Here is a 23352-nt window from a genome sequence, read left to right as displayed (position 1 = left end):
TTTTACCTCACCTACAGCCGATCCACTCCGTTGTATTGCTCCCCAAATGTTTAGTTGTACATATTTGTGCACCTTGGAAAGGTTTTTATTCGCATTGCTCGCGCTAGAGTCTTGTGTCGCATCCTAACGGTGTCACACCGGAGGCCCTCTCTTGGGCACTAGGATGGTCTGTGGTTTCCAGATGCGTCAATATTCATGCGGACGTGAGATAGACCGACGCCTCATTATGTTCGTGTCGGAATCCCCTCAGGTCTAAGATAGGCTCAACAGTGTACAGAATAGGGGTGAGCTTCCCCGCCATCCCGTCATCCTGTACTTCACCAAGTTATGTGTATAACGTGTGCTTTATGCTGTGTAGTTACATGACCTATTTCGCTCACACCTCTTCATCTCTGATGATTGATTGAGTGAACAGAAAGGTCACTGTTTTCCTTGCCAGGCTACACATGCGGATCAATTCATCTGGTTGATCAACTCTAGTTGATCGTGCTAGAGGACACTGCTATCGGCTTGGGGTTAAGACATGCAAGTCGTACGGGCACGCATCCGTGTCCGTGGCGAACGGCTCAGTAGTGTCGCTAACCTACCCTGTGGAGGGGCATACCGCCGGGAAACTGGCGCTAATTCCCCATAGGGGCGGCGTTCTGGAAATGATGCCTCCCTCAAATGGAAGTCCTAGGTATGTGGGGCTCTCCGCCACAGGACGGGGCGGCACCGGATCATACTTGTAAGTGGGGTAACTGCCCACTTAGGTTATGACCCGAACGGGCGATGTAAGTCGTGGCCCGGAGAAGGGCACTGAGACAAGGGCCCTAGCCCCACGGGGTGCAGCAGTTACGAAACCTCACCAATGCGCGCAAGCGTGAGTGGGCCAAGCCGAGTGATGGGGGATAACTCCATCTGTGGCGGATCCCTAAGTCGGACCGCTAGAAAGGAGAGGGCAAGGCTGGTGCCAGCCGCCGCGGTAAAACCAGCTCTTCGAGTGGTGTCCATGTTTATTGAGCTTAAAGCGTCCGTAGCCGGCTCGGTAGGTCCCTGCTCAAATCCGGTCGCCCAACGATCGGCCTGGTAGGGATACCGCCCTGCTTGGGGACGGGAGACGACGACGGTATTCCATAGGTAGGGGTGAAATCCTATGATCTATGGAGGACCACCAGTGGCGAAGGCGGTCGTCGAGAACGTACCCGACGGTGAGGGACGAAACCCAGGGTAGCGAATCGGATTAGATACCCGAGTAGTCCTGGGCGTAAACGATGCCCGTTAAGTGTTGCACGGCCACGAGCCGCTGCAGTGCTGCAGTGAAAACGTTAAACGGGCCGCTTGGGAAGTACGGCCGCAAGGCTGAATTTCTTCTAGGTTTGCGACTCTCAGTCAAAGCCTAGTCGAACAGCTAACTTAAACGAATTGGCGGGGGAGCACCACAAGGGGTGGAGCTTGCGGCTCAATTGGACTCAACGCCGGAAAGCTTACCCGCCCAGACAGCCGAATGAGAGCCAGACTGATGATCTTGCTCGACGAGCTGAGAGCTGGTGCATGGCCATCGTAAATTCGTGCCGTGAGGTATCAGCTTAAGTGCTGCAACGAATGAGATCCCCATTCCTAGTTGCCAGCCGGGGGCTTCGGCTCCGACGGGGCACACTAGGAAGACCGCCGCCGATGAGGCGGAGGAAGGTGGGGGCCACGGTAGGTCAGTATGCCGCGATATGGGCGGGGCCGCACGCGTGCTACAATGGCCCGGACAATACGTAACAACACCGAAAGGTGAAGTCAATCGTGAAACCGGGTCGTAGTTGGGATCGCGGGTTGGAACTCACCCGCGTGAACCTGGAATCCCTAGTATCCGCGTGTCACCAACGCGCGGAGAATATGTCCCTGCTTCTTGCACACACCGCCCGTCGCTGCACGCGAGCGGGTCTGGGGTGAGACGTCGTCCTCTGGGCGATAGCGAATCTTGGGCCCGCAAGTGGGCAGAAGTCGTAACAAGGTATCCGTAGCGGTTAGAGTCACATTTCGTGACTCTAGCTAAAAACGGACTACATTTCGTAGTTACGCGCTATATTGCGTCACATTTCGTGGCGCAACGCTATAGCTGCGGATGGATCACCTCCTACGACTCCGCGCCAATCAAGAGCGTGGAATGAATTACAGGTGACGGGATGGAGTGACGGGGAGTTTGCCCCGTGCATTGTTGAGCCACCCTCTCATTTTCTCACATTTCTCTTTATTTACATCAATTAGGACTTGGTCAAGTGCGGTGATGGACTGGGATCTTGCCTGCTGATGTCTGGCAGATAAATCAAAGTTTCAAGCGGTAATACAGTTTAATATGTGAACTCTTTTATTGTTACAGTGGTTATTAGATCTGAACCAATATGAGTAAATTTGCCGATGATGGGGATCCTGCTACCGTTGAAGAGTTATCCGCTGAGAAAACATCTCATAAACGTAAGCGTCTGCATGACTCCAGGTCCGACGGAATGAATAGTCTGATCGTAGTTGATTTGAATGGGCATGGTAGTGGTCTGAGTTTAGAAGCGGCGAAAGCAAATCTGAGGCTGGCAAAGATTAATCCATCTGATAGAATATTCGGACTGCATGTGAAAGGTCCAGTCACAGATGATGACCCAGCCGACAAGCATGATGTATATCTCTATGGCGAATGAGTGAGGTCGGCATAGATGATTTTTGTTGACACTGGTGCATTCTATGCGTATCATGTGTCCACATCACGTGATCATAATCAAATGATTGAATCAATGGATACTATCAGGTCCGGCCGATTTGGTGTGATGATCACAACTAATTATGTTCTTGATGAACTATTGACTCTATTATTAACAAGAGGAATTGCCTATCACGATCGGATTGCCATCGGCACTCACATTCGCAATGCAGAAAGTATCCATAAAATATGGATAACCCCTGAAATTGAAGTACTCGCATAGACTATCTACAAAAAATATTCTGACAAGAACTTCAGTTTTACCGACTGTTCCTCATTTGCAAGATTTGCTACTAATTGTCACATACATACTCGCATTTTTAGTTTCGTTCCCTCAATGCGAGAATCTTCGCAAGTAGATAGCACGGAGTCTTGTTCAGTATCTTGCTGACATTGCTCTTTGTAGTCTGCATGATCTCCGCAATTTGAGACACTCGTTTTTTCTCCCACAGATGGTAAAAACAACAGCGCAATTGTTTCAGAGTCATTCCATGAAGTGTCGTAAGGAACAAGATCGAGCTGATTGCGGTGTTCTTCTCTTTATCGGTGGTGTCTTCGGCCAGCCTGATTCCTGCCATGCTAGGCATGTACCTGTTTTGTTTTGCCTCGTTCAAGGCCTCTCTTGCATTCCAGAAGGCCGGGCCATCGCATTCGTCCGCTTTTTTTCTGAGGACGATGATCTTGCCAGTCCCGATTCCGACTCGGAAATCTATGTTCTCAATCATAATGCGATGGAATAGAAAAATGATTGGCTCCCAGCTTGTCACAAGTAACTCGATGCTGTCCCCTTGCGTCAGTTCCGGAATTGCACTACAGTGCTTCTGGAAGCGTTTGTAGGTCTCATCTAATATGTCCCGTAACTCTCTGTCGATAGCTTCCCTCTTTTTTGTCTTGGTCTTTCTCGACTCCTTGAGGTCTGCAATTACGGCGATCAACTTCCCTTTACCTCACCATTAAAAAATGGAACACTATCCATGCTATTAGCAGGCCCCAAATCATGCTCATTAAGGTGCCAAGTATATGCCAATCCGCACACGCTTTGGTGTCAATTTGATCAGATATCTGATTTGATCCAATGGAATAACGAAAGATTGCCTTGCCGGCCACTATTATTGAGAGGAAGCTCATGATCGACATATATGACAAAGTTGTTTCATAGGATGCAATTAGAAATGCAATGAATATTAATAATCTCTCGCAGGCTCCTATAAGGGCTCCTCCACCTTGTAATCCCCCACATTCTATGGATTTTGGCTTACTAGCCTGGCCCCCCTGTGTTGAGGCCGTGGACGGTATAGCCTTATTCTTGATGAAGTGATATATTTTTTCAATGACCAAATATGGTAGTGCTACTATCAATACGGCACCTGAACTGATTGTAATGAGCTGATGAATCTCTGGTAAGGTCTGTGTCTGTAGCATGTATCTATTCGCAATCAGAATGATGATGCTGACAGCAGTGGTAAGATAGGAGCCTTCTGTGACTGATAGTGATAGTTTTCTCATGCGCTCACCAGTAAATGGTTGGATTTGTCAACAAGTATGATGGATGTTTACATACTTGGTCAACTCGCACTTAAGTTTACCGAAAAGATACACTCTGTATATGACGACTGAATTGTTTGATCACTTGAGTTGTGGATAGTGTAGTTGGGAAGTGGCTACAGTTCACAGATTAAGGTGTATTATTTTGCTGTCGTCTGATACGAAACACGTATTTAGTCTGACCGATTTCATCACCTTGGTGTATACTATGCTATGGGTTACACGTGATTACGTACATGTTGATAGGGTGGCAAGCCCTTGGCTGATCAGGCGCTTCATCGATGCCCGTGCACAGTTCGTATTTCTCCCAACCACTGCAGAGATCGATCACTTCGTTGAGGTGACCGGAGCTATTCCATATGATGCGGGTACTAATGTTGAACTTGACCATCATGAGTGCGACGGAGAAAAACACTGTACCTTTGATGCGATAGTGGAAAAATATAATCTCACGGATGATCCTGCACTTGAGAGGCTCCGCAAGATAGTTCGCGCGGCTGACATCAGTGGTCCTGAAGCAGAACCACGTGCTTGGGCACTCGAGCTTGTAGCAGTTGGCGCGCCCTTCTTGGTGAAGTCGGATCACGAGGCACTGGAGATTGAGTTTCCACTCTATGATGCACTATATGCGTACTTCCAGTATGAGATTATCAAAGAGAAATACGCTGATGAGATGAAGAAACTCAAATCACGAGGCGAGCGCCAAGAATTCGCTAAGAAAAAGATCGCCGAACTCCCGTCCAAGCTCTTGACACCTCTTGTATATAGTACATAAATCGGTCATACGACCGATTTTTTTTCTCTTAGAAATGTTCGTGAACGTTCGTAAATTGCCTAGTTGCATTCTGAAACCACACATGCTTCTCCATATATCTTTCATTTTGTAACATGACCAGTTACGCTTAATTAGGCATAATTCCGCATCTGTACAGACGTTTCAGACAGGCTGGGTGCCGAAAAGTGCGAATACTAAAGATGCAACCCAAGTTCTTTCAGGAGTTCATAGAGAGCCTGAACAAATTTGGAACCATATATGGACCCGTCAAGAAAGATGGCGTGTTGAAGTATGATCGGGTGGAAGCGTTTGATGAGGTGGTCTTTGATGGCGAGCGCCCAATGATTCCCATCAAAAAACTCTTTCACCCAAAGAAGTTTGACATGTTCCATTTTGATAAGGACGGTTTTACTCCTGATTACTCTTCCATTGAGAAGCGAGTGATCATTGGAGTGCCTCCCTGTGAGATTCACAGTCTACTGAGGCTGGATGAGATCTTCATGGAGCGACCTGTAGACCCGTACTACGCGAAACAGCGGGAGAATTCCGCTATCATCGGATATTCCTGCCTACCGGGCGAAAGCTGCTTCTGTAAGAGTACTGGTACAGACATTGTGGAGGAAGGCTTTGATCTCTTCTTTGTGAACCTTGGCAAGTTCTATCTTGTCTGGGTTGGTTCAAGTCTGGGCCATGATATGGTGCTTGAACGGGAAGACTACTTTGATGAGAATGTGACTCATAATGACATAGAAGAGTACATTGACTGGCGGCAGGCACGTGACAAGATGTTCAAGGCATCCTTTGATTTCAAGAGTATGCCTGACATTATGGAACTGAGCTACAATAGCCCCATATGGGATTATTTTGCTGACAAATGTCTCTCCTGTGGTCAGTGTTCTATGGTCTGTCCAACCTGCAACTGTTATACGGTCACAGATGTTCTCGAGGTGTCTCCGGATACTAAGGGGCGCCGCGAACGGTATTGGGACAGTTGTATGTTTGTGGACTACAGCCTTGTTGCAGGAGGCCATAATTTCAGAGGGGCCCGTGCGGATCGGCTCAAGCTCTGGTACACACACAAGCTGAAGGCCTATGCCAATGAATATGGTAAACCCGCATGTATCGGGTGTGGCAGGTGTGTGCGTACCTGTCCAGTTGATATCAATGTGCTGACAGTTGCTCAGGCTCTGACCGAGATGGAGGTGCCAGCTCAATGACCGTTTGTAATCATTCTGATGAGAACCCGTTTCAGCCCGAGGCTGCTCGTATCGTTCGGCAGTATGACCTGATTGAGGATCACCGGTTCTTTCAGGTCCGTTTCTTAGATATGGAACGCGCAATGACCTTCACCTACAATCCGGGGCAGTTCCTTATGCTCTCCATTCCTGGTGTTGGTGAGGCGCCCTTCTCCATCTCATCTACCCCAAGCCGGCCCGGTATCTTGGAGCTTGGCATTCGTAGAATGGGAAAAGTGACTGAGGCATTGTTCAATAAGAGTGACAATGATGTTGTCTACATCCGCGGCCCCTACGGCAATGGGTTTAATCTGGATCAGATGCGCGGTAAGGACATCCTTATCGTTGCTGGTGGTCTTGGAGTCATCCCCCTGAGGTCTATCCTCTACTACGTTCTTGACAACCGTGATCAGTTTGAACGACTGTTCTTCTTGTACGGAGTGAGGACTCCTGAGGAGATGCTCTTCCGAACTGAGTTCTTTCAGTTGAAGGAGCGTCATGACATCGAGTGTCTATACACCGTGGATAAGGCGACGACTGAATGGAGCGAAGATGTCGGAGTTGTCACCAAGCTCTTTACGAAACTGCCGGAAATTGACCCGCATCAGACCAATGCAGTCATCTGTGGTCCTCCTGTCATGTATAAATACGTCATTCAAGAGCTACTAAAACTCAAGCTGCCAAAGAATCAGATTCAAATGACCTTGGAACGACGAATGAAATGTGGACTGGGCAAGTGTGGTCACTGTGCATTGGATCATATCTATACCTGCATGGATGGCCCTGTATTCACATACTGGGACACACTACACTTTAGGGAGTTGATCTAAGATGAGTAGCGATAGCTCTGATAAATCCAAACCGCGTGTTGGAATCTATGGTCTGACTGGTTGTGCTGGTGACCAGCTCTTGCTCATCCATTGTGAGGATGAGATTCTTGACATCTTCAATGCTTTTGATATTCGCTCCTTTGTCATGGCATCAAGTAATCCTATTGAGGATGACATGGATGTAGCCCTCGTTGAGGGCAGTGTGAGCACGGAAGAGCAAAAGGAGCATCTCTTGGAGATTCGCAAGCGTTCAAAGATTCTTGTTGCAATCGGCAACTGTGCGACTGTCGGTGGCGTCCAAGCGATGTACGCGCAGGATGGCACGTTCAAAGATCGGATGAAAAAGGTCTATGGCGACATGAAATTCATCACAGCCCCCATGGAGGGTCAGCCACTTGATGCATTTGTCACAGTAGACTATTACCTCCCCGGCTGTCCAATCAGCGCGAAACAGGCATTGCCCCTTCTCTCACGGTTGCTCCATGGTGCATCTCCGGAGCCATTCCCACATCCAGTGTGCCATGAGTGCAAGCTCCAAGAGAACAAGTGTCTTCTTCTTGACAAGAAGTTCTGTCTTGGACCACTTACGCAGGGTGGTTGTGGTGCCGTGTGTCCGAGTCATGGTCTCCCCTGTGTAGGATGCTGGGGCCCAAACCCTGATGCGAACTTCAATGAGCATGTCAAGCTCCTTGAGAGTTTTGGCATGACTAAGGATGAGGTGATTCGACGGATTCGGAACTTTGGAGGACACAAGATTCTCCAATACATCAAGGACCTATAGATGGAGGTTTCTCTAATGACAAAGACGAAAATTGAGATTGAGCCACTTGCCCGAGTTGAGGGTCATGGAGGCATCAAAGTCGAAATCAAAGACAATGTGATTAAAGATGTCCAGGTAAAGATACTCGAGGGGCCACGGCTCTTTGAGACCTTGGTCATCGGAAAGACCCCTGAAGAGGACCTCAGCTTGGTACCCCGAATCTGTGCAATCTGTAATCTGAGCCACAAATACGCAAGTCTTAGAGCACTTGAGAAGGCACTGGACATCAAGGTTCCTGCTGTCACTCAGACCTATCGGCAATTGATGCATCACGGTGAGATGCTGGAGAGCCATAGTCTGCATCTCTACTTCCTTGCCCTTCCTGACTTCTTTGGGTATGACAATGCAGTAGCTATGGCCGAGAAGTTTGGTGAGGTGGTGCAGAATGCTCTTGCACTCAAGAAGTTTGGTAACAAGATCATGCGGCTCATGGGCGGTAGAATGATCCATGGGGAGAATCCGGTGTTAGGTGGCTTTGGAAAATTGCCAAGTCGTGAGTCCCTTCTTGAACTGAAGGAAGAGGCTCTTCACCACCTTGACTTTGCCATGGCGACTATCGACATCCTTGCGGGTCTTGAGGTGCCAGATTATCTTGAGCGGGATACACAGTTCATCTGTCTCAAGCCGCCTCACGGTGAATATGACTACTATGGTGATATTCTTCTTGCATCGGATGGCAAAGAGTATCCACTGGAGGATTACAAGAAGGTCATCATCGAGCGAACTGTCAGTCACAGCTTTGCCAAACGCAGTGCCTACAACGATCGACCATTTACAGTGGGGGCAATCGCCCGTGTTCTGAATCTTGGGGACCGCCTGAAGGGGAAGGCCAAGGAGGCGTATGACAAGCTCGTCAATGAGCGCTGGTATCGCAATCCGATCTACAACAATTTTGCCCAAGCCATTGAGCAAGTCTTCTCACTGGAAGATGTTGTGCGTATTGTTGATGAGCTCTTGACTGCTGAAATCCCTAAGATTGTCAAGCCTCCTCGTGGCTCTGGTACTGGGACTGGTGGTGTTGAGGCCCCACGTGGCACGCTTATCCATCATTATACAATAGAGAATGGCGTGACCGTTGATGCGGATTATATCACTCCTACTGCTATGTTTCTTGATGACATTGAAGCGTTCATCCGAAAGAGTGGTGAGACCTTACTGGCCAAGAATGAGATGGACGGCATTGAACTCAAGCTGGAAATGGTTGCACGAGCATATGACCCGTGTATCAGTTGTAGTGCTCATCTTGTGACTGTAGACTTTGAGTAGTCCTTCCAAACCGAACGAGAGGCAGTCTTGCCTCAGTGCCTCTCGTCAACTATTTATTTTTCAAATATTATGAGGTCTATCATTCCTACTTGCTGGCATAATGTATGTTGATTCGGTTCATAGTTGTTGGTCACTTGCTTGACATCATTGCATTCAATTTGAAAACTGTTGTCTATAGCTATCTGGAGGATGGTGCAGCCTTTTTGAACTTGATATGAAATATCGTAGATGTGTCTTCTTTATAGCCCGTCTTCTGGGTCACGCGGATGTCCCCATCACATGCAACCAGTGTTGCATGTAACAATGAGAGACCAAGCCCCACCCCGACCTGTTTTGCCCCATGATAGCGTAATAAAAATGCCTCATGGGTTTGGACTGGGATTGAACACTTTGTGCATTCAATAAAGAGATGCGCTGTGCTTCTCTGTTCCTTGGTCACAATACCTATGGGGTTATGTGATTTTGTTGTCCCCTCAATATTTGCAATATAGATCAAGAGTCTTGACAGGGCATCTGGGAGTGGTTCGCATCCCCTGATATACAGGTCCTCCGAATGATTATAGACTGCATCAATCTTGGCATCTTGCCCATTGGCTCGACGAATCGCCTCGTTCAAGACAGCAGATAGTTTCATTGGCTGGATTGTAATGCGTCCTGTAGTCAAGGCCTCAATCGTGAGAAAGTCATTTGTCAGTCTTTGTGACCTATCTATCGAATTCAGCGCGATTGCTAGCATCTCTTTACCGCTACTGGACAGCTCCCCCTCATACTCCAAAAGTTGGAGCCCCCCTACCAGTGTCTGATCAATATTACGAAGATCATGCTTGAAGAGATCTACTAACAATGTCAACTTCTCGGTCACCGATCCGATTCTGCTCTGGAGCGTCCAGTTCCATACGACCAGAATGATTGCAATCGCCGACACAATTCCCAATAGAATGGCCGCATTTCGTACGACCTCCGCGGAGCGCGTTTCGACTAAGATCTCCGTGCCGAACCATCGTTCTCGAATCTCTCCATACTCCCCCGATTCGAATATTTGTTCTATGCCTTGATTGATCTCTGAAAGAAGTGCCGTGTTCCCTTTTGCTACAGCAATTGATCGAGGCCCTATACTTACTGGCGCCCCTATCTTTTTGATATTAGACATATTGTTTGATACTATTGCATAGACTCCTGCATACTCGTTACAGAAGGCGGCAGTCACTTCCCCTTTTGCCATCAGAAGAATTGCATCCTCTTGTGTATCTACTGGGACAATAGTTGCATTTGGCACTCTTGTCTCCAGAATTTTTTGTGCAACATCGTTCTGTTCTACGGCCACCGTATGGCCTGCAAGATCCTCAATGGAGAAAATTCCGGTCACATCGGTTCTTACAAAAACTCTGAGAGTGAGGTTTAAGATTGGTGTGCTGAAATCAAAGAGGTCTTCCCGTTCCTCGGTCACAGACATACATAGACTCTCTACAGTCCCATTCTCTAAGGCCGTTGGTGCTTCGTTCCATGTCAGGGGTATCCACTGGATTGTACGCCCCATCTTAGAAGCTACAGCCCGGATCACATCTGCATTGAATCCCTGCGCAGAGCCGTTCTCCCAATATTCATGGGGCGGATAGTATTTGTCAATTCCAACAATCCATGTCTTGTTTTGAGCATGTACGGGAGGCATGAACATGACTGAAAGTGCGAGTATCATTACCATCCACAAGAGAGTGGCGGTTACGGATAGCCCCCTGTAGGTTCTCATTTCACATATGGCTCGTCTTTTTGGTATTTATGTTATTTTCAGAGGAACTTGTCAATAGTGATGATTAGTATTATGGAAATACGAGTAAAACAACCAGAACTGAAAGAGTAGTGATGGTGTCCGCGATCGAGCTCTCGATGGGAATCACAAAATTGTCGGGGTTTAACCCTTTCTTGGCAGTCACAATCGCAAGAGTGAATGAAAATAGCATCACTAGCCAGACAGATATTACGTTGGCGGATAGAAGAAGCGTCACAAATCCTACGTACCTCGTCATTCCCAATCCAAATGTGACAGATGCAAGAATGCTATATCCCACGAACATCACTATGGAGGCTGCCCATGCCATTGTGGCCGTCATCCTCTGTTTAATCACTCCTGAGAGTTGCGGGCTCAACGTACCCATTGTGAGTTCTGTTGTAGTCGTTGAACCAACGATGGATCCCACATCACCTACCGTGTCAATGAGTGCTGGATAGACCATATAGAGTTCTGGCCGGGTGCTGACCACATGTGTGATTTGGTCAAGGAACGTTCCTGTGGCATTTACGATAAATGTGATGATTATGAGCGTTGTGATAAATTGACGTAGAGTGTTGATTACCTCACCATCTCTTCGGTCTCTGATGAGTATGGTGGCTCCCACAATAAGAAATCCCGCATCAAAGACCCACATGATGGGGAGTGATAATGCGACCGTGCTATATACGACGAGAATGATTATGTAGCACACAGTCACAAGTATGTCTGCAACCGTAGACACAATGGGGTATGTTATTACATCTGGATCGAGACCTTTTCTCACAGAGATCACAGAGACCCCGATAGTGACTGGAGAGATCACAATGAGTGATATCCCCATAGTCGTCATGACCACAGTGATCATTATGAATGCATCAGCTATGGTGGTCCCAATAATGAACAGGCCAAATATTGATGCCACGACACTCATGGAGACCGCGCTGGTGAGTGTCAGAAGCACCACTGATTTGAGGAGATTATAGTATTCTGGAGTGTTATGAAGAACTGATGGCCTGATGGACCCAATATGAAGTGCAGTGCTCAGACGGCCACTAAAGAGCCCTCCAACAGCACCCCTTGTGCTTAAAATTCCTGGAAAGACGAGGATGGCCCACGGTACACGTGTGAATACAACAAGAAAGACAGCCAAGAGACCTCCTGCAACAAGACCTCCTATATCAAAGAGCAGCGATAGAAGTGATTGGCCAAAGAATTGTCCAGCTGCTCGAACACCCTTCTGGCCCGCCGTCGTCATCACTTCCAGCCATATTTGCGTCACCTTCTTTCGCTTTACGCGGTCTGTGGTGAGTTGGCAAACAAATACGCATTTATGCACTTCGATACATAACACACATAGTAACATCTCTCCGGCTGTTAAGATGTTCGATACTAGGAGTAGTCCTTCCTGATGTCTCCTCGTAAACGACTTAAACCAATTAAGTATGAAGCGATTCCTGTTCGGGATCTTCTTACCAGAATGAAGACGCTATCGGAACTTATGTTGGACTTGGCGTATTCAGCCGTTCTCTTTTCCGACAAATCGCTGGGCGAATGGGTCCTTGAACTCGAGGAGTTAGTTGATGATCTGGGTTATCAGCTTCTGATGACCCTCTCTATTGCTGTGCGTGATAAGAACGATGCCGAAACATCAATTGGCCTATTCAGTGTGTCCAGTTCTGCTGACAAAATCTCAGATGCTGCGGCTGACATTGCTACTCTTGCCACGACTGGGGAACATGTCCACCCGCTTCTCACTCACGTGTTTCAAAAGACAGAAGAGCACCTTGTTCAGGTGAGCATTGTTGAAGGTTCTGACTTTGTTGGTCGTACATTGAAAGACATTTGGGAATCCAAGGACATTAGTGTTGATGTCATTGCGGTCCGTCGTAATGGGCTCTGGACACTAAACCCTCCATCTGATTTTGTCCTTCAATCTGGGGATGTTGTCTTTGCCAGAGGTACTGGTCATGAGACCAATCTCTTCACTAAGATGGCGACTGGTACTGCTCGTGAACGCGCCAATTCTCCTGTTTCCCCCAACGAGAGCATTGACGAATTGCTTCTCAAGATGAAGGAGCTATCAGAGTTCATGGTATCTCTTGCGTATGCCTCTGTGGTCCATTATGATGCGAAGCTCGCCGAAGAGGTTGGGGAACTTGAGGATCGTATCGATGAGATGTGTGAGGCCTTCATTCGTCAGATTTTGGTATTAGATGACGATATTGATCGGCGATGGGGACTGGTCCGAGTTGCAGTGGCCACCGAAGAGATCGCGGATGCAGCATGGGAGATTGCAACGATCCCTTATAGTGGTCTTGAGACTAACCCAATTATTGCTCGGATTGTCAATGAGGCAGAGGAGGTGGTCACCCGTATTGAAGTCAACACAGGATCGTTTCTTGATGACCACACTCTTGGTGATCTTGCTCTAGACGATAATTATGGGGTGTATATTCAGTCGGTGCGGCGATCCGGTCACTGGTTCCATCGACCAAAAAACGAGTTCCGTCTACGGGCTGGCGATGTATTGATCGTTGACGGTTACAAAGAAGGGATCAAGCAGCTCCGGCGTGCCCTTGAGCAAGGCTCTGACGAACAGATGTAGCCGCCTATATCTCCACAACTGACTTGTAGAGGCGGAGTGCTTCTTTCGGGTCAGTCACGCCCTTGACCACTGCTGTACCTTTTCTCATCACCGTCACAGTGATTCCGTTCTCGAACTCAACAGAGAGAAATAGCCCGCTGACTCGGACCTTGTATCTCGTTTCTAATCGCTCTCCAATTGATTTGAGATCAAGACTCTTCTTCTTTGCCGGAGTTATATTGAAACTATTTGTGCAGAGTACAGACACACTAATCTCATCGCTCATTGTTGTGGCCTCTGTTATATCTTGACTGGCGTTCGAACAGACCGGACAGGTGTCAAGCCGACGGATCTCGAACGACTCAAAGGCAAGTGTTCGCATGTCAACATACATGAGTCTTCCAGCAAGATGGGGCTCTTTGCCAGTGGCAAGCAGCACTGCCTCTTGGACCTCAATTGATGCCATCACACTGAGTATGACGGGTGTTACTCCGACAGTGGAGCAGGTCCGTTTCGGGTCGTCCTTTGCATCACCAAGTAAACAGTATAGACAACCTGTTCGAGAGGGTATGAATGTTGTGATATTACCATAATATTCTATGGCCCCTGTGTATACATATGGTATTCTCAATCTGACGCTTGCATGATTTACGGCATGACGGGCAGAGATTGTATCTAAGCCATCAAGTATGATGTCCGATCCTCGGAGAAGTTCTATCGCATCGCGTTTATTCACTGATGCCAAGATCGGTTCGAATTCGACATTTGGATTGAGTCGAGCAAGATTTTCTGCTGCAGCCTCCGCTTTAGGCCTGCCAATGTCTGCGGTGTTATACAAGGTCTGCCTCTGAAGATTTGACAGCTCGACAATATCATGGTCTATGATTCTGATCTTGCCAAAACCCAGTGCTGTCAAGAGTCGAAGAGTAGGACTGCCTAGTCCTCCTGCACCTACTACCGTGACTGTTGTCTTCTGAAGTGCCTCTTGGTCCTCAAGAGTAAAATCGCTCAGAGCAAGCATTCTTGAGTATCGTTCGATCTGGTCTTTTGTAAGATTCATTGTGAAAGTTAAAGGTCGGAATGCTCTTGAACCTGTCGAGATGGGCCGCTTAATCGAAGAGCGTGACCTCAACCTCTTCTCCTTCTTCAATGACATCAAGATTGACCGGTAGCATAATGTATCCATCTGCACGAGACATGCTGGTGATTGCTCCCGATGTCCTGTACACCGGATACGCTATCCCATCTTCAACGCGTACAGTGAGAAACTGTTTGCGCCCTGATGCAGAGACCACCCGTTTTGATATCTTTGCAGTTACAGTCCTAGGTTGATATGGAGGCAGATGGGCCATTTGACGGATTACAGGAATGAGGAAGATGTATGCATTGCTCAGGCACGAGGTCGGATACCCGGGCATTCCTACAACCGGTGTGCCTTTCACCATTGCAAAGAGTGTAGGTTTTCCAGGTTTGACCTGTACTCCATGAAACAGAATCTCGCCCATATTCTCAAGGACCTCTACCATCATGTCTTTCTCTCCTACCGAACTTCCTCCTGACATGACAATAAGATCCGAGGTCAATGCTTCTTCTACAGCAGTCCTGAGCTGATCGTAGTCGTCTGTGACAATTGGGTGGCGCATGACCTGAGCGCCATTCTTGGTCAGAATGGCCTCCAATGTGAATGAGTTCACGTCATAGATCTTACCTGCATCAAGTGGTTTCCCCGGTGCAACTACTTCTTTTCCTGTGGGGATTATTGTGACTTGTGGGCGAATGAAGACTCTGGTCTCTGTCATACCTAATGCGGCCAATACACCAATCTTGGCGGGGGTGAGCCGATCTCCAGCGGGTAGGACAACTTCGCCTACCTTGATGTCTTCTCCTGCATGAGCCAAGTTGGCGCCTGGATAGACCGGTTTTGTCAAGAGAACTCCGCCATCCCGTTGTTCGGTGAACTCGACCATGACCACTGCATTGGCTCCTGGTGGTACAGGGGCTCCAGTGGCAATTTGAATACAAGTCCCATGAGTGACTTGGGTCTTGGGCATGGTGCCCGCATGAACAACATCAATGACTTTCAGTACGACCTCTGTATCATTCGCCTCAAACGTGTCTTCAGCAATAACTGCATACCCGTCAACAGCAGAGCGATCAAAAGGTGGCACATTCTCTTTTGCCGTGATGCTCTCGGCCAAGACGCGCCCCCTTGCTTGGCTGATACTTATGTTCTCTGTATTCTTGAGCGGGTTGCAGTGTTCAAGCAATATTCGTTCGGCCTCTTCGTGTGAAACCAGTAGTCTAAAGGGATTCATCTTGCTCATCTGTCCACCTCCCAGAGTAGATGCCCTATACCTGGTAAGATGATTCTTGTTAGGGCCATGCGCATTGCGTTCTTGGAACCGGGCAGACAGTACACTACAGTGTCTCCGATGATCCCCGCAGATGCCTGACTATAGATGCCCGGAATTCCTATCTCTTCGTAGCTTAGCCTGCGGAATAGTTCTCCAAAACCTACCAAGATCCGGTCGAAGTGTGGGACGAGCGTCTGTGTAGTAAGGTCTCGTCTGCTCACTCCCGTGCCACCGCTCGTGACGATCACGCGAATATCGTGGTTCTCCGTAAGTTTCTCTACACGATCCAATATTGTCGCACTGTCATTAGGGATGAGATCATACTCCACGACCGTATGCCCCTCTTGTGCTATCAGTTCTTTTGCGATTTTTCCGGACTCGTCTGTCTCTACAGTTCTACTGTCCGTGATTGTAAGTACGGCAAAGCCAGTACGTATCTTCTGATCTCTGCGATGTTCATGCTGTGACAATGGTTCTTTTCTCCTTGCGAATCACTCTGATGTTCTCCAAACGGGCCACAGGATACTGTCCCGCCTCATCTTTCTCCAGATACTTGACCATGTCCCAGATCGAGAGGAGTGCTGTGGTCGTTCCCACGAGAGCCTCCATCTCCACACCTGTGGTATACCTTGCCCGTACCAAGCATCTGGTCACGATATGATTCTCTTCAATTGTAAATGAGATCTGAATTGTCGAGAGTGGTATCTGATGGCAGAGTGGGATGAGTTCTGCTGTCTTCTTTGCGGCCTGAATTCCTGCGATCTCGGAGACTGTGAGTACATCTCCCTTTTTGGTCGAGCGCGTTCTTATTGCCTCGATCGTCGAGGGGTGTAGATGAATCTCACCTTCTGCTTCAGCAGTACGTTCTACGACACCCTTCTCTGAGATATCCACCATACTTACTGGATCATTCTCGGTCATCTTCTTCACCAACCCAATAACTCCCGTCTTCTGCGAACTCTTTTTTCCATATTTGTGCTCGTTTCTTGAGTTCGTCAATGGCATATCTGCAACCCTTGAATGCCTCATCTCGATGGGCTGCTCCTACAACTATGATCACGATATTCTCGCCCGGTCTGAGCACCCCTGTTCGATGTACAATGGATACATCGGTGACTCCAAAGAGCTGAATGGCCTCTTGGCGAATCCGTTCAAGCTCTTGAACTGCAAGTTCAGGGTCGGCCTCAAACTCAAGTTGCTCAATTCTCTTTCCTCTGCTATTGTCGCGGACCGTGCCAAGGAACATCACAGACCCTCCCATTGCGGGTCGGACAGTGCTACGAACAACCTCGTCGATTGAGAAGTCTTGGTCCGTGATCTCTATCACTTGGTCGTTCCTCCTTTCCAATATGGTTCTCGCAGAGCCGTCACATGTTCCAGTTCCTTGTCAATGAGCTTGTCTGCGCCAATCTGTAAAAGTTCGTGAATGTCGACAAGGTTATCGTTTCTCAATAGGCACGGTTTTAGCTTTCCATCAGAGGTGACCCGTAATCGAGTGCACAGCGCACAGAACGAACTGTTATGATGTGGGCGAACAACCTCCACCTGCACATCTCCCTCTTCAAGGGGAATTGTATATTGCCTTCTTCCATGAAGTGAACGGGTCTTGACCTTTGTTGCCTTCTCTTGTAGTCTCTTCTCCACCTCATCTAGACTGAAGTACAAATCATTCATGTAGGCGGATTCTACAGGCATGGGTTGCAGCTCGATAAGCTGAAGAATTGCGCCAATCGATCCGGCATACTTCATCATGTCCTCGATCTCGCCCTCATTGTAGCCCTTGAGAATCGTCATGTTGATCTTGACAGGAAATAGCCCCGCATCAACAGCCGCCTTGATGCCGCTCTTTACTAGTTCTACATCATCCACTCCCACAATCGCTTTGTGGACCTCTGGTTTGAGAGAATGGAGGCTCACATTCACTCTGTCAAGTCCCGCCCTCTTCAAGTCCTGTGCCAGCTCGGCAAGTCGAGTTCCATTGGTTGTGATCGATAGATCGTCGGTCAGTGGTGATAGGCGTCTGATTATCTCAATGATGTCTTCTCGGAGTAGTGCTTCCCCACCAGTCAGTTTGACCTTTCTTATTCCCTTTTCACTACCGCGTCGTACAAGCCTCTCGATCTCATCGGTTGTCATCTCAGTGCCTGGGCTGTCCTCGCCCTCCCGATGGCAAAAAAAGCACATATGGTCACATCTCTGGGTGAGGGATATCCGCAGATAATTCACTGGTCTGCCATATCTATCAATGAGTTTCTCTTTTTGAGATGCGGCACTTCCAGAGAGTGATTTTGTTGTCATCGTGTGTGTTCACTAATGTGTGTTGAAGATAACTGTTATGATTGGTCATGCATTTCGGCAAGATTTCAGTATACGCGAACCGAGGATGCCTTGAAGGTGGCGTAGACCATGTCTTCCTCTCTCACATTCAGAGTTTCCAATGACGATCTGGTGATTATCACGACTAGGTCAATTCCAACATCAATAGTGAGTCGCACTATTGAGTCATCGATCTCAATATGTTTCACTGTTCCTCTCAGCGTGTTTTTTGCGCTTGAGAGTACAGGCTCACGGGATACAACAATGTCCTCGGGTGGTATCCTGACAGTTACCGGTCCTACCTTTTCTGCTAGGGCCTCGATCATAACTGATTCGTCAAGACGTATCTTGACGAGTCGTCGGCCCGAGTCAATGCCATCTTCTGCAACGCCGTGGAACACGTTGTAGTCATTCGTACTGAACGCGATGCTTTCTAGTTCTTCTCGGATGAGTCTCGTCGATGGTCCTATGGCACCAAGGCGCCCCGCCTCAATTAGTGCTGTATTTTCTGTCATACGGACCGCCTGAAGCAGATCATGTGTTGCAACGACAATTGCGGTCTGTCTCTGACTCTTGACGGTTCGAATAAACTCCTCGACTATTCCCGCCCCTTCTGAATCGAGGTATGATGTGGGTTCATCAAGAAGCAGGATCTCCGGTTCAATGACGATGCCCATTGCAAGAGTGACACGTTTCTGTTCTCCCCCTGAGAGACTACGTGCTTGTCGATCCACGTATCCCTCCATCCGCACAAGTTTGAGTGCTTCCAATGTTCTCTCTCTGACCTCTTGCTCTGAGAGACCTCTCACCCTGAGACCGTATGCCACGTTCTTGAAGACCGTTGTACCAAAGAGAACTGGTTTCTGAAACACCATTGTGGCATGGCGTCGCAGATCATCCACGGTCTCCTCTCTTACCTGCCTCCCTTTGAACAATACCTCCCCTGTTGTAGGGGTGAGCAGGCCCCCTAAGACCTTTAGAAGTGTGGTCTTCCCTGCGCCATTCGGTCCTATTAGCGCAAGGGCCTCTCCACGATTCAGTTCGAGACTGACCGAGTCGAGCACTTTTGTATTGTCGAACTGAACAGTCACCTCTCTGATCTCTACTATTGCCAGAGCCACCACCTCACCCTCTTCTCTGCGGCATTCAACAGCATATTGAATGTGACCATCAATATGAGGAGTATCGCAGTCAGGCCTATCCCCAGTAGAATCTCTCCTCTGGTGGTCTCAAGTGCTATTGAGGTTGTCAGGACTCTTGTCAATCCTTGGAGGTTCCCCCCAACCATGAGGGCGACACCAAGTTCGGAGATCGCCCGGCTAAAGCTTGCAGAGATGGCAAGAACGACTCCACCTAATGACTCTCGAAAGACCGAGGCAGCAGCACCTCTCTCGGTGGCTCCCAATGTCAGTGCGAGTTCTCTAATTGATGGTGATACGTTCTCCACGGTCTCAGCCGTAATGCTGATCATGATCGGGGTCACGAGCACGGCCTGCCCAATGATCAAAGCCATCGGTGTATAGAGTAATTGAAGAAACCCCAGTGGCCCGCTTCTTGAAAAGACAAGATAGAGAAGCAGGCCTAGTGCAACTGTTGGCACGCTCATTAGCCCTCGAATGACCCCCATGATCTGATCCCGCCCCCGAAAATATCTCAGGCCGATGAAGAGACCCAGCGGCAGTCCAACCGCTGTCGCAAGGAGTGCGGCCAGACCTGACACGGTCAGAGACCTCAGTGTGATCGCCACTATCTCTTCTTCGACCGTCAACTATTGAGTTCCTCCAGTTCTTACGGATACACTCCATAGTCCCCATATCGCCATTTCGGTGGGCACTCGTAACGTGTGCCTCCTACATCAAAGAACGCATAGTCCTCGATCCAATTTGCTATATCTGTGGGCGAATGAGTCTTGATCACTTTGACTGCGGGATAGAACAGTGGTGTGTCAAAGGTCTCATTACCATAGCCTCCAATAAGTTCCTGCCCCTCGTCACTCACCAAGTACTTGATGAATTCCATTGCGATGTCTATTTTGGCATGAGCTATGATCGTCTTGTTGACTGCCATTGCACTGTAGACATTGAGGAGCGTCTTGTCATCTTGGATAAGGTTTTGCAAGTCGATAAGACCATCAGCTCTGTATTTCAGGAATGTCCCTATGTCCGATAGTGTGTAGAGGTTCCGCTCATTAGCTATATTGAGTGTAGTTCCCATTCCAGTACCAGATGAGACGAACCATGGCTCATCGTGAATGATTGTGTAGTTGAATCCCGCTGCCGCCCAGAGTGCCTTCTCCTTTGTATTCGTTCCCGAATTGTCATCCCTACTCACCCATAGGCTTGTATTATGGGCATGTCCGTATGCATAGATCTTCTGTAAGGCTGTGATTGGTGAGCTCTTATTGATCTGGGCCGGGTCCGACTTTGGACCAACTACCACGAAGAAATTGTATGCGAAGACTTTTCGATTGACCCCATAGCCCTCCTCCATGAACTCCTGTTCTAAGGACGGTGCATGTACAAGGATCATGTCCGCATCACCCTTTTTTGCCTGTTCCAAGGCGATTCCCGTTCCTGCTGCAATAAACGCGAGTACGACATTTGGATGCTTTTCCTCATAGGCAGCCTTCAAGGCATCAAGAAGTCCTGTGTCATAGAGGCTTGTAGTCGTTGATATCGTCAAGGGCTCCTTTTGGCCCATCTGTACGATGTAAAAATAGACTCCCACAGAGCCAATCATTATTGCAATCACTGCTACTGTGATGATCATTCTTTTCTCGGTCCTCATCATGACCACACGTTATGTTTCGATATGCATATCGTTTGCATACCCTTTATCAGCGTTGTGGCCACAATAAGAGGAAAAAAATATCAAAGGCTCATGATTGATGTGATCTTACTTCTGTTGACTCTACCATACCGTATCAGGATCAAGTAGAGTGCCTGAAACTTGCTCTCTTATCTTATCACTTGGCCGTGCCGTGTTCCAGTTCTCTTGCTGCATAGGTGAGGAGCGAATCCTGTATTTCTGTATGATTCACTTACTGCCCAAGGAGTTCTCGTGCATGAGTGAGGACATTGTCTACCGTGAAACCAAACTTCTCAAAGAGGACTTGATATGGTGCCGACTTCCCAAACTCCTCGATTGAGATCATACGTCCTTCTGGGCCAATCCATTGTTCCCATCCCATTGAAACTCCCGCCTCCACTGCAAGGCGTTTTTTGGCCTTCGGCGGAAGTACTGTGTCTTGATACTCTCTTGGTTGTTTTTTGAACAGCTCCCAACTTGGGAATGAGACAACTCTGACAGTTGTTCCCTCTGAGGCTAGGACATCCGCGGCCTCTGTAATGAGGTGTACTTCTGACCCCGATGCTATGAGGATAATCTCAGGATCGCCGTCGCCGATATCGGCCAATACGTATGCGCCCCTCTTGACACCTTCTGCGGGGGCATATCGTGATCTGTCAAGAATTGGAACCTTCTGTCTGGTGAACACTAAGACAGTAGGGCCATCCCGATTGCGAATCGCAATCCTCCATGCCTCTGCAACCTCGTTAGCGTCAGCAGGTCTGATGACGCAGAGACCCGGAATTGCCCGTAGAGTTGCAAGTTGTTCGATTGGTTGATGGGTGGGGCCATCTTCTCCAAGTCCAATACTATCATGACTGAAGACCCAAATACTTGGATAGCGTGACATGGCCGATAATCGAATTGGAGGTCTCATGTAGTCGGAGAAGATAAAGAATGTCCCACTGAATGGGATTATCCCTCCATGTACAGCCATACCGTTGACGATCGCTCCCATAGAGTGTTCTCTCACTCCATAATGTATGTTCCTGCCATCAAGGCTATCTGGACTAAGAGGTCTACTACTTGCGATCGCGGTCTTGTTTGACGGCGTGAGATCCGCAGAGCCTCCTACTAATTCCGTGACGACTGATGCTATTGCATTGATCACCTTGCCTGACGCATTGCGTGTTGCAGTCCCCTTTTCTGAGGCCTCAAATGAGGGAATCTTCTCCTCCCATCCCTCTGGCAACTTTCCTTCTAGACGCCTCTTGAGCTCCCTAGCAAGGTCGGGGTATTTGTCTTCATATTTTGCGAATCGTTTCTCCCATTGATGTTTCAGGGTCTCGCCCCGTGGGATAGCCTCCCTGAAATGTTCGTAGACCTCTTCCGGAACATAGAACATCTTATCGGGCCAGCCAAGCTTCTTCTTGGCTCCGCTCAACTCTTCCTCTCCCGGAGGAGCACCATGTGATTCCGCCGAGTCTTGTTTTGTCGGAAGACCGTAGCCTATGTGGGTCTTACAGATAATGATGGATGGTCTCGGGTCGGTCTTTGCTTTTGTGATCGCCTCATCCACAGCATTAACATCATTCCCATTAGTGATCGTCTGGACATGCCACCCAAATGACTCGAATCGGGCGCCCACATTCTCGGTGAATGTGAGGTCCGTTGTGCCATCAATAGAGATGTTGTTGTCATCATAGAGAAAAATGAGCTTACCAAGTTTCAGGTGGCCTGCTATCGACGCAGCCTCTGATGATATTCCCTCCATCAGATCTCCATCTGTCACAAGCGCATAGGTGTAATGATCGATGACTGAATGGCCTGGCCGATTAAATATGGCCGCAAGATGTGCCTCAGCAATTGCCATGCCCACTGCATTGCCCACCCCCTGTCCGAGAGGACCAGTAGTCACCTCGACCCCTGGTGTGTGTTTGTATTCCGGATGGCCGGGAGTGATACTTCCCCATTGCCTGAACCTTTTGATCTGGTCGAGACTGATATCATATCCCGTCAGGTGGAGCATGGCATACAGCAACATTGAACCGTGGCCACCAGATAGGACAAAGCGGTCTCGATCTGGCCAGCCGGGATCGTGTGGATTGAACCGTAGATGTCTGGTCCAGAGTGCATACGTCAGGGCTGCTGCTCCCATGCATATGCCGGGGTGTCCGGAGTTCGCAGTCTGAATTGCATCCGCCGAGAGAAAGCGGATTGCATTAATTGATTGGGCCTGGATATCTTGGATAGATGTCATTTCTCTTGATGACACTCCATATGTTGAGGGGGACTTCACTGATAGTCAAAACTATACTCCCAATAAATGCACCTATTGGAATAGTCGTCA

General features: G+C 48.4%; 22 protein-coding genes and 1 rRNA gene. 9 read left to right on the top strand and 14 right to left on the bottom strand.

Annotated elements, in window-relative coordinates; all coding sequences use genetic code 11:
• Window positions 1–473 precede the first annotated feature (473 nt).
• From K9W43_07690 to K9W43_07680, 3 genes are all read left to right on the top strand, one after another.
• Window positions 474–2109: ribosomal RNA gene (locus K9W43_07690) — 16S ribosomal RNA — on the top strand.
• Between the two features lie 263 nt (window positions 2110–2372).
• Window positions 2373–2663, top strand: a complete 291-nt coding sequence (locus tag K9W43_07685; protein MCF2137115.1) for a hypothetical protein — start codon at window positions 2373–2375, stop codon at window positions 2661–2663.
• Between the two features lie 15 nt (window positions 2664–2678).
• The gene (locus K9W43_07680; GenBank protein ID MCF2137114.1) at window positions 2679–2945 is read left to right on the top strand and encodes a hypothetical protein; all 267 of its coding nucleotides are present in this window, start codon (window positions 2679–2681) and stop codon (window positions 2943–2945) included.
• Window positions 2946–3042: 97 nt separating this feature from the next.
• On the opposite strand, the gene K9W43_07675 is transcribed toward K9W43_07680, so the two are convergent.
• Window positions 3043–3657 (bottom strand): SatD family protein, encoded by a 615-nt coding sequence (locus K9W43_07675; protein ID MCF2137113.1) that lies wholly within the window; start codon window positions 3655–3657, stop codon window positions 3043–3045.
• 7 nt (window positions 3658–3664) lie between these two features.
• Complete coding sequence (locus K9W43_07670; GenBank protein MCF2137112.1) at window positions 3665–4228, bottom strand: hypothetical protein; 564 nt, start codon at window positions 4226–4228, stop codon at window positions 3665–3667.
• Between the two features lie 247 nt (window positions 4229–4475).
• Here K9W43_07670 and K9W43_07665 point away from each other — a divergent pair, with 247 nt between their 5' ends.
• The 5 genes from K9W43_07665 (at window position 4476) to K9W43_07645 (ending at window position 9193) form a co-directional block, all read left to right on the top strand.
• Window positions 4476–5042, top strand: a complete 567-nt coding sequence (locus K9W43_07665) for a chromate resistance protein (GenBank protein ID MCF2137111.1) — start codon at window positions 4476–4478, stop codon at window positions 5040–5042.
• Window positions 5043–5227: 185 nt separating this feature from the next.
• Window positions 5228–6259: a 4Fe-4S dicluster domain-containing protein gene (locus K9W43_07660; protein ID MCF2137110.1), complete on the top strand. Its 1032-nt coding sequence runs from the start codon at window positions 5228–5230 to the stop codon at window positions 6257–6259.
• Window positions 6256–7107: an FAD/NAD(P)-binding protein gene (locus K9W43_07655; protein ID MCF2137109.1), complete on the top strand. Its 852-nt coding sequence runs from the start codon at window positions 6256–6258 to the stop codon at window positions 7105–7107. The genes K9W43_07660 and K9W43_07655 overlap by 4 nt, the downstream gene beginning before the upstream one ends.
• Before the next feature lies 1 nt (window position 7108).
• Window positions 7109–7888 carry a hypothetical protein gene (locus tag K9W43_07650; protein MCF2137108.1) on the top strand — a complete coding sequence of 260 codons (780 nt, stop codon included), beginning with the start codon at window positions 7109–7111 and terminating at the stop codon, window positions 7886–7888.
• A 15-nt stretch (window positions 7889–7903) separates the two neighbouring features.
• A complete protein-coding gene (locus tag K9W43_07645; GenBank protein MCF2137107.1) occupies window positions 7904–9193 on the top strand; it encodes a Ni/Fe hydrogenase subunit alpha in 1290 nt (429 codons plus the stop codon).
• A 178-nt stretch (window positions 9194–9371) separates the two neighbouring features.
• Here the strand turns inward: K9W43_07645 and K9W43_07640 are convergent, their stop codons facing one another.
• Together K9W43_07640 and K9W43_07635 are read right to left on the bottom strand one after the other, a co-directional pair.
• A complete protein-coding gene (locus K9W43_07640) occupies window positions 9372–10889 on the bottom strand; it encodes a transporter substrate-binding domain-containing protein (protein MCF2137106.1) in 1518 nt (505 codons plus the stop codon).
• 121 nt (window positions 10890–11010) lie between these two features.
• Window positions 11011–12216: a magnesium transporter gene (locus K9W43_07635; GenBank protein MCF2137105.1), complete on the bottom strand. Its 1206-nt coding sequence runs from the start codon at window positions 12214–12216 to the stop codon at window positions 11011–11013.
• Between the two features lie 153 nt (window positions 12217–12369).
• On the opposite strand from K9W43_07635, the gene K9W43_07630 reads away from it, so the two are divergent.
• Window positions 12370–13566 (top strand): hypothetical protein, encoded by a 1197-nt coding sequence (locus tag K9W43_07630; protein MCF2137104.1) that lies wholly within the window; start codon window positions 12370–12372, stop codon window positions 13564–13566.
• A 4-nt stretch (window positions 13567–13570) separates the two neighbouring features.
• On the opposite strand, the gene K9W43_07625 is transcribed toward K9W43_07630, so the two are convergent.
• From K9W43_07625 to tkt, 10 genes are all read right to left on the bottom strand, one after another.
• A complete protein-coding gene (locus tag K9W43_07625; GenBank protein ID MCF2137103.1) occupies window positions 13571–14605 on the bottom strand; it encodes a HesA/MoeB/ThiF family protein in 1035 nt (344 codons plus the stop codon).
• A gap of 49 nt (window positions 14606–14654) precedes the next feature.
• Window positions 14655–15869, bottom strand: a complete 1215-nt coding sequence (locus tag K9W43_07620; protein ID MCF2137102.1) for a molybdenum cofactor biosynthesis protein — start codon at window positions 15867–15869, stop codon at window positions 14655–14657.
• On the bottom strand, window positions 15866–16369 hold the full coding sequence (locus K9W43_07615) for a MogA/MoaB family molybdenum cofactor biosynthesis protein (GenBank protein MCF2137101.1): 504 nt from the start codon (window positions 16367–16369) through the stop codon (window positions 15866–15868). Before K9W43_07615 ends, K9W43_07620 begins: the two co-directional genes overlap by 4 nt.
• Window positions 16356–16820 carry a cyclic pyranopterin monophosphate synthase MoaC gene (moaC, locus tag K9W43_07610; protein MCF2137100.1) on the bottom strand — a complete coding sequence of 155 codons (465 nt, stop codon included), beginning with the start codon at window positions 16818–16820 and terminating at the stop codon, window positions 16356–16358. The genes K9W43_07615 and moaC overlap by 14 nt, the downstream gene beginning before the upstream one ends.
• Window positions 16807–17226 (bottom strand): molybdenum cofactor biosynthesis protein MoaE, encoded by a 420-nt coding sequence (locus K9W43_07605; GenBank protein MCF2137099.1) that lies wholly within the window; start codon window positions 17224–17226, stop codon window positions 16807–16809. Before K9W43_07605 ends, moaC begins: the two co-directional genes overlap by 14 nt.
• Window positions 17223–18197, bottom strand: coding sequence for a GTP 3',8-cyclase MoaA (moaA, locus tag K9W43_07600; protein MCF2137098.1), 975 nt, complete (start codon window positions 18195–18197; stop codon window positions 17223–17225). Before moaA ends, K9W43_07605 begins: the two co-directional genes overlap by 4 nt.
• Window positions 18198–18262: 65 nt before the next feature.
• Window positions 18263–19336 (bottom strand): ATP-binding cassette domain-containing protein, encoded by a 1074-nt coding sequence (locus tag K9W43_07595; GenBank protein MCF2137097.1) that lies wholly within the window; start codon window positions 19334–19336, stop codon window positions 18263–18265.
• Window positions 19321–19983 carry an ABC transporter permease gene (locus K9W43_07590; protein ID MCF2137096.1) on the bottom strand — a complete coding sequence of 221 codons (663 nt, stop codon included), beginning with the start codon at window positions 19981–19983 and terminating at the stop codon, window positions 19321–19323. The genes K9W43_07595 and K9W43_07590 overlap by 16 nt, the downstream gene beginning before the upstream one ends.
• 20 nt (window positions 19984–20003) lie before the next feature.
• Complete coding sequence (locus tag K9W43_07585) at window positions 20004–21005, bottom strand: substrate-binding domain-containing protein (protein ID MCF2137095.1); 1002 nt, start codon at window positions 21003–21005, stop codon at window positions 20004–20006.
• Between the two features lie 250 nt (window positions 21006–21255).
• Window positions 21256–23262: a transketolase gene (gene tkt / locus K9W43_07580; GenBank protein MCF2137094.1), complete on the bottom strand. Its 2007-nt coding sequence runs from the start codon at window positions 23260–23262 to the stop codon at window positions 21256–21258.
• Window positions 23263–23352 lie beyond the last annotated feature (90 nt).

The sequence above is a fragment of the Candidatus Thorarchaeota archaeon genome (assembly GCA_021498125.1).
Lineage (GTDB): Archaea > Asgardarchaeota > Thorarchaeia > Thorarchaeales > Thorarchaeaceae > B65-G9.
The sequence above is the reverse complement of the archived record's forward strand: the minus strand, read 5'-3'. Positions and strand labels throughout refer to the sequence as shown.

Coding starts and splice junctions, on each gene's coding strand:
- K9W43_07685 (MCF2137115.1), top strand. CDS start 2,373: ATGAGTAAATTTGCCGATGATGGGGATCCTGCTACCGTTGAAGAGTTA.
- K9W43_07680 (MCF2137114.1), top strand. CDS start 2,679: ATGATTTTTGTTGACACTGGTGCATTCTATGCGTATCATGTGTCCACA.
- K9W43_07670 (MCF2137112.1), bottom strand. CDS start 4,228: ATGAGAAAACTATCACTATCAGTCACAGAAGGCTCCTATCTTACCACT.
- K9W43_07665 (MCF2137111.1), top strand. CDS start 4,476: ATGCTATGGGTTACACGTGATTACGTACATGTTGATAGGGTGGCAAGC.
- K9W43_07655 (MCF2137109.1), top strand. CDS start 6,256: ATGACCGTTTGTAATCATTCTGATGAGAACCCGTTTCAGCCCGAGGCT.
- K9W43_07650 (MCF2137108.1), top strand. CDS start 7,109: ATGAGTAGCGATAGCTCTGATAAATCCAAACCGCGTGTTGGAATCTAT.
- K9W43_07645 (MCF2137107.1), top strand. CDS start 7,904: ATGACAAAGACGAAAATTGAGATTGAGCCACTTGCCCGAGTTGAGGGT.
- K9W43_07640 (MCF2137106.1), bottom strand. CDS start 10,889: ATGATACTCGCACTTTCAGTCATGTTCATGCCTCCCGTACATGCTCAA.
- K9W43_07635 (MCF2137105.1), bottom strand. CDS start 12,216: ATGACGACGGCGGGCCAGAAGGGTGTTCGAGCAGCTGGACAATTCTTT.
- K9W43_07630 (MCF2137104.1), top strand. CDS start 12,370: ATGTCTCCTCGTAAACGACTTAAACCAATTAAGTATGAAGCGATTCCT.
- K9W43_07625 (MCF2137103.1), bottom strand. CDS start 14,605: ATGAATCTTACAAAAGACCAGATCGAACGATACTCAAGAATGCTTGCT.
- K9W43_07620 (MCF2137102.1), bottom strand. CDS start 15,869: ATGAGCAAGATGAATCCCTTTAGACTACTGGTTTCACACGAAGAGGCC.
- moaC (MCF2137100.1), bottom strand. CDS start 16,820: ATGACCGAGAATGATCCAGTAAGTATGGTGGATATCTCAGAGAAGGGT.
- moaA (MCF2137098.1), bottom strand. CDS start 18,197: ATGACAACAAAATCACTCTCTGGAAGTGCCGCATCTCAAAAAGAGAAA.
- K9W43_07585 (MCF2137095.1), bottom strand. CDS start 21,005: ATGATGAGGACCGAGAAAAGAATGATCATCACAGTAGCAGTGATTGCA.
- tkt (MCF2137094.1), bottom strand. CDS start 23,262: ATGACATCTATCCAAGATATCCAGGCCCAATCAATTAATGCAATCCGC.